Source organism: Methylibium sp., from assembly GCF_013817345.1.
Classification (GTDB): Bacteria; Pseudomonadota; Gammaproteobacteria; order Burkholderiales; family Burkholderiaceae_C; genus Methylibium.
The window spans coordinates 1-8392 of the sequence record NZ_JACDCW010000132.1 but is presented as its reverse complement, the minus strand read 5'-3'; the positions used below and the strand labels follow the sequence as shown (position 1 = coordinate 8392).

At 62.3% G+C, this 8392-nt stretch carries 12 protein-coding genes and 1 pseudogene; 4 read left to right on the top strand and 9 right to left on the bottom strand.

What is annotated here, in order from left to right; genetic code table 11:
• Nucleotides 1-207 precede the first annotated feature (207 nt).
• On the bottom strand, nt 208-816 hold the full coding sequence (locus H0W40_RS17900; RefSeq protein ID WP_292448971.1) for a Pr6Pr family membrane protein: 609 nt from the start codon (nt 814-816) through the stop codon (nt 208-210).
• Between the two features lie 70 nt (nt 817-886).
• The gene (locus H0W40_RS17895; RefSeq protein ID WP_292448969.1) at nt 887-1084 is read right to left on the bottom strand and encodes a YqaE/Pmp3 family membrane protein; all 198 of its coding nucleotides are present in this window, start codon (nt 1082-1084) and stop codon (nt 887-889) included.
• 51 nt (nt 1085-1135) lie between these two features.
• Here H0W40_RS17895 and H0W40_RS17890 point away from each other — a divergent pair, with 51 nt between their 5' ends.
• Nucleotides 1136-1423: a hypothetical protein gene (locus tag H0W40_RS17890; protein ID WP_292448967.1), complete on the top strand. Its 288-nt coding sequence runs from the start codon at nt 1136-1138 to the stop codon at nt 1421-1423.
• Between the two features lie 140 nt (nt 1424-1563).
• Here the strand turns inward: H0W40_RS17890 and H0W40_RS17885 are convergent, their stop codons facing one another.
• From H0W40_RS17885 to H0W40_RS17860, 6 genes are all read right to left on the bottom strand, one after another.
• Nucleotides 1564-2088 carry a DUF421 domain-containing protein gene (locus H0W40_RS17885; RefSeq protein WP_292448965.1) on the bottom strand — a complete coding sequence of 175 codons (525 nt, stop codon included), beginning with the start codon at nt 2086-2088 and terminating at the stop codon, nt 1564-1566.
• 102 nt (nt 2089-2190) lie between these two features.
• The gene (locus H0W40_RS17880; RefSeq protein ID WP_292448962.1) at nt 2191-2715 is read right to left on the bottom strand and encodes a hypothetical protein; all 525 of its coding nucleotides are present in this window, start codon (nt 2713-2715) and stop codon (nt 2191-2193) included.
• 27 nt (nt 2716-2742) lie between these two features.
• Nucleotides 2743-3189: an SRPBCC family protein gene (locus H0W40_RS17875; protein ID WP_292448959.1), complete on the bottom strand. Its 447-nt coding sequence runs from the start codon at nt 3187-3189 to the stop codon at nt 2743-2745.
• A gap of 174 nt (nt 3190-3363) precedes the next feature.
• Nucleotides 3364-3912, bottom strand: a complete 549-nt coding sequence (locus tag H0W40_RS17870; RefSeq protein ID WP_292448957.1) for a YdeI/OmpD-associated family protein — start codon at nt 3910-3912, stop codon at nt 3364-3366.
• Between the two features lie 87 nt (nt 3913-3999).
• The gene (locus H0W40_RS17865; RefSeq protein WP_292448954.1) at nt 4000-4422 is read right to left on the bottom strand and encodes a PIN domain-containing protein; all 423 of its coding nucleotides are present in this window, start codon (nt 4420-4422) and stop codon (nt 4000-4002) included.
• Nucleotides 4419-4622, bottom strand: a complete 204-nt coding sequence (locus H0W40_RS17860) for a type II toxin-antitoxin system VapB family antitoxin (protein WP_292448952.1) — start codon at nt 4620-4622, stop codon at nt 4419-4421. The genes H0W40_RS17865 and H0W40_RS17860 overlap by 4 nt, the downstream gene beginning before the upstream one ends.
• Before the next feature lie 316 nt (nt 4623-4938).
• Here H0W40_RS17860 and H0W40_RS17855 point away from each other — a divergent pair.
• Nucleotides 4939-5196 (top strand): annotated as a pseudogene (locus H0W40_RS17855) (tyrosine-type recombinase/integrase); the annotation flags it as partial.
• Between the two features lie 130 nt (nt 5197-5326).
• On the opposite strand, the gene fliE reads toward H0W40_RS17855, so the two are convergent.
• Nucleotides 5327-5659, bottom strand: a complete 333-nt coding sequence (gene fliE / locus H0W40_RS17850; protein WP_292448950.1) for a flagellar hook-basal body complex protein FliE — start codon at nt 5657-5659, stop codon at nt 5327-5329.
• Between the two features lie 179 nt (nt 5660-5838).
• Between fliE and fliF the strand changes: the two genes are divergently transcribed.
• Together fliF and fliG are read left to right on the top strand one after the other, a co-directional pair.
• Entirely contained in the window at nt 5839-7551 is a 1713-nt protein-coding gene (gene fliF, locus H0W40_RS17845; protein ID WP_292448948.1) for a flagellar basal-body MS-ring/collar protein FliF, read from the top strand.
• Between the two features lie 2 nt (nt 7552-7553).
• On the top strand, nt 7554-8392 hold an 839-nt coding region (gene fliG, locus H0W40_RS17840; RefSeq protein ID WP_292448947.1), incomplete at its 3' end, for a flagellar motor switch protein FliG.

Sequence of the window (8392 nt, the reverse complement as noted above, 5' to 3'; positions counted from 1 at the left end):
CCCTACGACTTGCTTGTCCATGATGTGCATTACCGGCTTGATGCACACCATCGCAGGCGCGCTCGATCAGGCGATCGTGCGCATCTCGTCGTGAACGGGCAAGAGGGCCTTGAGGCCACGCTTACACCGATCGCCGCCGCCGTGAACGAGAGCGCAATCCAGCCCAGCAAGCCCAGCGCCTGCGTGCGACTTCGATCCTGCATGCGGTTATCCCTCGTTGTTGCGAGCTTTCGCCTTGCCGAGAGCCACCAAGACAAAGCCGAGTCCGATGTAGGCAATCAGCAGACCCACGGCGTTGATGGCCGTTTGCCGGTAACCGATGGCGGCCACATCGATGAACGGATACGGATAGCTCCCGATTGCCGCCCCGCGCGCGAGCCCATATGCCAGGTAGGCCGCCGGGTAGCCGCTCCAGACCAGCGGATCGGTCCAGCGCAGCGGAGCCTTCGGCAGTACGAACCACCAATACAGCACATACAGCGCCGGCACCGCGTAATGCAGCAGCACGTCGGCCAGCCATTGCAGCCCCTGCGGCGCCCAGATGTGGCGCAACAGCAGGTGGTAGGCGAGGCCGACGAAGGCGATGCTCGTGGCAACGCCCGCAGCGACCGAAGGGCGCTCGAAGAAGCGCCCGCCGGCCGATGCACGCGCCAGCAGTGGCAGCGCGAGCGCCAAGCACACCAGAAGGTTGGTAAGGATCGTGAAGTAGCCGAAGTACGAAGCGACACCGAAGGCTAGAGACTGCCCGTTCGCCGACGCCAGCCGCAAGGACAGATAGAACTGCAGCAGCACACCGGCCGATGCAACGCCGGCCAAGACTCCCGTCACAAGGCTGCCGGGCTCTTTCCGTCGGTCGGCGGGCTCGCCGGCTAAAGCCGACATGAGGCTAGGGCGCTCTCTGGCCCAGCGCAGCTTCGATCTTCCTGTCGGTCTTGTACTGACTGAGCGCGTACACCGCCCAGATGGCCGCCGGAATCCAGCCGATCAACGTGACCTGGAGGATCAGGCAGATGACTCCTGCAATGGGTCGGCCGATCGTGAAGAAGACGACGAAGGGCAGAAAGATGGCAAGCAGCAGACGCATTCACAAACTCCGGTTGTCGATCGAAAAACGGGGCCGACCTACTTTTTCGGCATGTCGATGATTCGGACGGAACCCGCAGCCGGCCTCACGGGCGAGTTTGCCTTGCGCAGGAAGACCGGCGCGACCGCGACGACAAGCAGGTTCTCATTCATCGAGGAACCCACCCTTGAAAAGACTCCACACCGTCCCGTCATGCAGATAGAAGCAACCATCGGAGCAGAAGTCCTTGCCGGGAAAGAACTCGCGGTAGGCGCGCGGAACAAGGCGAACGAGTTGCTCGTCCGTCATTTCTTCCAATTGTTCGGCTGTAATGGGGCGACCGACCCGAAGATTTCGTGATTCCATGGTGATGAATGAGCCGAGTCGAAAATTACGATACCCAGGTTCGGAAATGAGTGGCTGGCCCCGGCTTGCAGCGGCAGGTTCGCTCGCGCAAGCCGCTCGAATGACTTGATCGACGCGGCGTCCACAGCAATCCATTAGCCTGCATCTGCGCCATAACCAGCAACATCTTTGAGGGCGGAAGCCTCCTCTTGTTTTTGTTTCGATACAACATTGAGGCTCCCGTCCGTCTCCAGCACCACTGCCTCTACCTCCTCCAGCGTTGCCACACCCTGCGCGCGCACCGCCGCACGTACCTCCGCTTCCGTCACCCGTTCAGCTTTCATCGCTTGCTTCAGAAATTGTCCGCGATGCAGCAAGAGCGACGGTTCTGCTTTCACGAGAAGGCACACCGTCGCTGACCTGACCGACAACCAAGCGATAAGAAACTGAAAGGCAATGAGAAGGGCAAAAGCAAGCACACCTTCGGCAAGAGCAACATCCTTCGACAGCAGTATTGTCGCGAAGGTAGAGCCGAGGGCGACGGTAACTACTAAATCAAAAGCGTTCATCTTCGAGAGCGTGCGCTTTCCCGACACACGCAGCAGTACTATCAGGGCGAGATAAGCCAACACGCCCACGACAAATACTCTTAGCAATCCAAACCAACTATCGAAAAACATTTCGCCCTTCCAACAGGTAATAGGTTATTTCTGAGAAGCGCCTGACGTTTGACATGAGAGGCTTGACCCCGCTTGTCGGGGCAAGTTCTCTCGATGGAAAGGTTAGGAATTTGTTGACAGTGAAAGGACTTGACCCGTTCCAAAGCCTAACCTGCCTTGCATCAAATGGAAGCTGCTGCCGACTGGAAACTTGGGAAGCGCCGCTGCTGGAAGAAGAAACTGAGCTTCCGCGCCCACAGCTTCACCGGCTATGTGACTCTCCAGCAGAGAGACGCGAACCGAGAAGCCCTCTGTTCCTGTGATGAAGAGGCAGTGAATTTTTCCATCTTGCTCTCTCCTTGGCAGCGCGGGCGCCTGCTCTGAATGCAACTTGAGCTCGACAACTACCTGAGCAACAAACGGCATTGAGGACGAGAAAGTCGGCGGTACTGGCACCGAGGGCCTGAACTTCTTGGCGAAGAAGGAGATGACGTTCCCGACAACCGGAACCCACATGACCATAAGCAGGGTGCCGAGATAGTACGGCGTGGACTGTGGGGCTGAAAAGCTTCTTAGCAGAGCGCCTGCCACCGCTGTGACGAGGAGCGCGACAACAATGAAAAAGCGGCGAGAGGAGATGGTGCTCATGTTCCGTGGAGCAACGCGCTCGCGCTGCTAGCCTGGAATCTCAGGTTCGACGAGTGCTGCAAGTTGCTCAAGGCATTCTTGCCAGCCGAGGTAGCACATTTCGACAGGGATGGCTTCAGGGATGCCTTCTTGCGTGATGTTGATCTCTGTACCGCAGGACACCTTCGCCAAGGTTACGGTGACCTGCATCTCCCCCGGCAAGTTCGGGTCGTCGAATTTGTCTGTGTATCGAAGTCGCTCGTGGGGAACAAGTTCCAGGTACTCACCGCCGAAGGAATGACCGTTGCCCGTTGTGAAGTTCGTGAACGACATCCGAAAGGTGCCACCCACCTTGGCGTCCATGTGGTGAACCTTGCACGTGAAGCCATGCGGTGGAAGCCACTTCGCCAGTGCCTCCGCGACCAGAAATGCCTTGTACACGCGCTCGGGCGGCGCACGCAGAACACGATGCAGTCGCACAGTACCTGTAGACATACTCACTTCTCCTTTTACGCCGTTCGGCGCTGTAGTGAACGAGGCTCCAGACTATGCATGAGCGCAAGTTCATGGTGACGCCCACGCCAAAGCTCAGCGGCGGGCTTGCCGTAGCGAAGCGGAGGCAAGACCGTCCAATGGAGCGCCTTGTTGGGCGTATGCGCCACCATGCCGCTAATCTGCCGCCTGGGGCGCACTGAGGCTCTTGCTGTAGAAACCTGATTGATCAAAGCAGCAGACGCGCTTCTTGCCAGAAGAAAGCATGTCACGGGCGTTTTCCACCCGACTTTTTCGGGTCTTGGCTTGCTTGGAAGACTCAACCCAGTGAATCCAGTCAAGGCGTGCGATGGTCGTAGTGTCATTCCAAGCAGCCTTGGCTGCCGGACACGCCGCAAGAGCTTCCTGTAGGTCATTTGGTGGCTGCGGCTCCGGTTCTGGATCGGCCGGAGGAATTTGAACAGTAACCAGCTCACCGATACTTGCACGGGCGGCTTCGCGTAGTTCCCGGCTCACCCTGAGCCAGTGGCTCAACTGGCCGTCCGGCTCAAGCGTGGCTTGAAAAGGGTGCCCGTTGATGGTGCCCTCGACTGAGGTTCTTCCGCGCCTTGGCAACGTGTCACTTGAACCTTTCGGTAGAACAAGAAAGGCCCATGAGCCATCCTCACCGGGCTTCGCCGGACGAAGTAGCTTTGTCTTGAATGTAGACGCGGCTGCTTTTGCCATTTCAAGACACCTTGGATGCCCAACGTTTGACATGAGAGGCTCGACCCGGCTTGTCGGGGCGAGTCCTCTCGATGGAAGGGTTGGGCATCACTGCTTCACTCGTGTCTTTGCTGGCCATACGCGAAGCGTGCAGTGCTTGGCCGCATGCGTGAAATCCTTGTCTGTGGTGAGGAGCGTCAGATCGTGCCGGATGGCGAGTTGTGCAAGCAGTGCATCAATAGTGCCGATCTGAACACCCGCTTGGCGACATGCATTTCGCAGGGCCGCAGCACCGATGTGATCATCTCGATCGGGTTGAAGCAGAGGCAAGGCGGCGAAGCGTTCGATGATCTGAGCCTGGGCTTTGGCACCCGAGAACCCTTGCAATAGTTCCTGAAGGACCAGACCTGTAGTAACCACGAGGTCTGAGCCGAACAAAGACTCCTTGAGTTCCTGCACCTCAGGCTCGGTAGCTTCAACATCACGGCGAAGAGCCAGAGACCAAACGCTGGTATCGACGAGCAGTGTCATTTGCGACGAGACCGTTCTGCCTTGTAGTCGAATGACTGATCCCACTCCAGCTTGCCGAGTAAGTCGGCTACGCGCAGTTGCTCGCGGCGCGCGATGAACTCTTGTAGGGCTTTGGTTACCGCAGCCTTCTTCGTGCGCTCACCGCTGACTTGAACTGCGCGGTCGAGAAGGGTTGGATCAATTGCGAGATTGGTGGCCATGTGTGACTCCTTGTGTGAAAGTCTACACACTTCCGGCGTTGTGAGCTACTCGGTTTGAGCCCCTCGTCGTCTGTGATGCCCAACGTTGGCGTTCAGCCGCCGCCGAAGGCAGCCCGCTCGGACGCCGGGTTGGGCGCGAGCGATCGCAGGGCAAACTGACTTGCACCGCCGAGGCCGCTGGCGCTGATGGTGAACCGGCCGATGAGACGGCGTGCGAAGTTGCGAGCGACACACGGCTCGTGTATTGCGCCGACCTCGGAGCTGCGCCTGCTTGCGGTGCGCTGGCCGCCGAAGGACGGACAGCCCGGCGCGGCATGTCGAGCGGCGGCATCACCTGCACGAACAGTCGGTGCAACGGGCGGTGTCTTTGGCGGCGCGCCGCGCCGGCATCGGCAAGCCGTGCTCGCCGCATGTGCTGCGCCATTCCTTCGCCACGCATTTGCTGCAAGCCGGCTACGACATCCGCACGGTGCAGGAACTGCTCGGCCACAGCGATGTGCGCACGACGCAGATCTACACGCATGTGTTGAACCGGGGCGGGCGAGGGGTGCTCAGTCCGCTGGATGCGAGCTGATCGTCCGCAACCGGCGAGGTGGTTTCGCCTTGGCCTTTTCGAGTGGCACTGCAGGCGAGGCCGTGAGGCCCTCACCCGACCCTCTCCCAGAGGGAGAAGGAAATACAAACGAAGCCGCGCAGGCGAGGCCTCACACCTGCATGTTCATGATGTCCGTGTAAGCCTGCACCAGCTTGTTGCGCACATGCAGCGTCGCCTGAAAGCCGATCTGTGCTTTCTGCATCGACACCATCGTCTCTTCCAGGCTGACCGAAGGGTTGCCGAGCTGCACCTGCTGCTGTTGCTGCGAAGTCTGCAGTTGCGCGGCGCTCACTGATTTGAGTGCCTGGCTGAAGCTGGTGTGAAAACTTGCGCCCTCCGCGGCGCCGGCAGCCGTGCTCTGGCGCACGCGCTCGGCTACCTGCGGCATGCCGGCGCGGGCAGCGGCCTGGGCGAAGTCGAAGGGCTTGAGCTTCATGTCCATGGAACCGGATGCTAGGGCTCCCTTTGGTACGCAATGAGGCGAACTGGGCGCCATTGCCGGCCTTGTTCGCCGCTTGTGCGACTTCAGTCGATTGAAACAATGCCGAGGCACACCTGGGATCGCCCGGGGTGCGCACAACAACATCAACACACAGAGCCGCGACGCCCCCTACGCCCACGATGGACACCGCACTCGCCCCCCTCGGCAACTCCAGCGCCGCCACCCTGCTTAGGCCCACGCAGACGGAGGCCGATGCCGGCTTCGGCGCGCGCCTGGCCGGCTTGCCACCCGGACGCAAGATGATGCTGGGCTTCGGCGTCATGGCGCTGGCCGGCATCGCGCTGGCCATGTCGATGTGGTCCTCGCACGGCAACTACAAGGTGCTCTACGCCAACTTGTCCGACAAGGACGGCGGCGCCATCCTCGCGCAGCTCTCGCAGATGAACGTGCCCTACAAGCACGCCGACGGCGGCAGCGCCATCCTGGTGCCGGCCGACAAGGTGCACGACGTGCGCCTCAAGCTCGCCTCCAGCGGCCTGCCCAAGGGTGGCGTGGTCGGCTTCGAGCTGATGGACAACGCCAAGTTCGGACAAACGCAGTTCCAGGAACGCCTGACTTTCCAGCGCGGGCTGGAGGGCGAGCTCACGCGCTCCATCGGCGCGCTGTCTGCGGTGCAGAGCGCTCGGGTTCACCTGGCGCTGCCCAACCAGAACGGCTTTTTCCGCGAGCAGCAAAAACCCAGCGCCTCGGTGCTGCTCACGCTGCACCCCGGACGCCTGCTCGACCGCGCGCAAATCGCCGGCATCGTTCACCTCGTCTCCAGCAGCGTGCCCGAGATGAACCCCAAGGCCGTGAGCGTGCTCGACGCCAGCGGCGCCTTGCTCTCCGGCGCGCCGGAAGGCAACGCCTCCGGCATGCTCGACGCGCAGCAACTGCAATACGTTGCGCAGATCGAAGCCAACTACACGCGCCGCGTGTTCGACATCCTCGAGCCCGTGCTCGGCCGCAACAACCTGCGCGCGCAGGTCACCGCCGACATCGATTTCACGCAGACCGAATCCACCTCCGAGGAGTTCGCACCCAACCAGGGCCGCGACGCCGAGGGCAAGCCGGTGCAGGCCACCGTGCGCAGCGAGCAGAGCGCCCAGTCAGGCTCGGGCACGGCTGGGCTGCCCGGTGGCGTGCCGGGGGCCGCGAGCAACCAACCGCCGGTGCCGGCCACGGCGCCGGTCAACGGCGGCGCGGCGCCGCTGCAGGCCGCACAGGCGGGCACGCAGGGCGGCAGCAGCAGCCGGCGCGACGCCACCATCAACTACGAAGTCGACCGCACGGTGCGAGTCACGCGCGCCGCCACGGGCAACGTCAAGCGCCTCAATGCCGCGGTGGTGGTCAACCACCGCTCGGTCACCGACGCCAAGGGCAAGACGACCACCACCGCGCTCACCGTGGAAGAGCTCGACAAGCTCACCGCGCTGGTCAAGGAAACGGTGGGCTTCAACGCCGAGCGAGGCGATTCGGTCAAGCTCATCAATGCGCCCTTCAGGGTCGAGGCACCCGTTGCCGAGACGCCGCTGCCGCTGTGGCAGCAGCCCGGCACGCAGGACCTGATGCGCACATTGGCGGTGCCCGGCGCGCTCACGCTGCTGGCGCTCATCGTCGTGTTCGGTGCGGTGCGCCCGGCGCTCAAGGCGGCACAGTCGCCTCGCCCGGCGCCTCGCCTGGACGCGGTGGTCGACGACGTGCAAACGCTGCCCGCCGCCAACCGCGCGCCGCTGCCGCAGCTCGAGGCGCCGGTCGCCGACGACCGCCTCACGCTCGCTCGCACCATCGCCAAGGAGAACCCGCAGGCGGTGGCCAACATCGTGCGGGGCTGGGTGAGCAAGGAGTCCTGAGCATGGATGACGAAGGACTCGAAGACTCGGCCATCCTGCTGATGTCGCTCGGCGAGGAAGAGGCCGCCGAGGTGTTCAAGCACCTCGCGCCCAAGGAAGTGCAGCGCCTGGGCGAAACCATCGCCCGCATGAAGACGGTGCCGCGCGAGCGGGTCGAGCAGATGCTCGCGCGCTTCACGACCTCCGCAGCCGACACCAGCATGCTGGTCAGCGACACCGACGAATACATCAAGGCCGTGCTGCGCCGCGCGCTGGGCGACGACAAGGCCAACCTGCTGATCGACCGCATCCTGCAGGGCGGCGACGTCTCCGGCATCGAGAGCCTCAAGTGGATGGACCCCGGCTCGGTGGCCGAGCTGCTGCGCAACGAGCACCCGCAGATCGTCGCGGCCATCCTCGTGCACCTCGATTTCGATCAGGCGGCGGACGTGCTCAAGCAGTTTCCCGAACGCCAGCGCAACGAGGTGATGGTGCGCGTGGCCACGCTCGACGGCATCCAGCCCAGCGCGCTGAAGGATCTGAACGAGGTGATGAGCAAGGTGCTGGCCGGCGGCGAGCGCATGAAGAAGGCCACCATGGGCGGCGTGAAGACCGCCGCCGAGATCATCAACGTGATGGGCTCGACGGTCGAGACCTCGGTGCTCGACTACATCCGCGAGGCCGACGGCGACCTCGCGCAAAAGATCATGGACAACATGTTCACGTTCGACGATCTGCTCAAGATCGACGACCGTGGCGTGCAGGCGCTGCTCAAGGAAGTGCAGAGCGAATCGCTCGTCATCGCGCTCAAGGGCGCCACGCCCGAGCTGCGCGAGAAGATCTTCACCAACATGTCCACGCG

Bases quoted from the DNA above. Each gene is read 5' to 3' on its own strand.
- H0W40_RS17885 (WP_292448965.1), bottom strand. From the start codon at position 2,088: ATGTTTTTCGATAGTTGGTTTGGATTGCTAAGAGTATTTGTCGTGGGC.
- H0W40_RS17895 (WP_292448969.1), bottom strand. From the start codon at position 1,084: ATGCGTCTGCTGCTTGCCATCTTTCTGCCCTTCGTCGTCTTCTTCACG.
- H0W40_RS17880 (WP_292448962.1), bottom strand. From the start codon at position 2,715: ATGAGCACCATCTCCTCTCGCCGCTTTTTCATTGTTGTCGCGCTCCTC.
- H0W40_RS17870 (WP_292448957.1), bottom strand. From the start codon at position 3,912: ATGGCAAAAGCAGCCGCGTCTACATTCAAGACAAAGCTACTTCGTCCG.
- H0W40_RS17865 (WP_292448954.1), bottom strand. From the start codon at position 4,422: ATGACACTGCTCGTCGATACCAGCGTTTGGTCTCTGGCTCTTCGCCGT.
- H0W40_RS17890 (WP_292448967.1), top strand. From the start codon at position 1,136: ATGTCGATGATTCGGACGGAACCCGCAGCCGGCCTCACGGGCGAGTTT.
- fliE (WP_292448950.1), bottom strand. From the start codon at position 5,659: ATGGACATGAAGCTCAAGCCCTTCGACTTCGCCCAGGCCGCTGCCCGC.
- fliF (WP_292448948.1), top strand. From the start codon at position 5,839: ATGGACACCGCACTCGCCCCCCTCGGCAACTCCAGCGCCGCCACCCTG.
- H0W40_RS17875 (WP_292448959.1), bottom strand. From the start codon at position 3,189: ATGTCTACAGGTACTGTGCGACTGCATCGTGTTCTGCGTGCGCCGCCC.
- H0W40_RS17860 (WP_292448952.1), bottom strand. From the start codon at position 4,622: ATGGCCACCAATCTCGCAATTGATCCAACCCTTCTCGACCGCGCAGTT.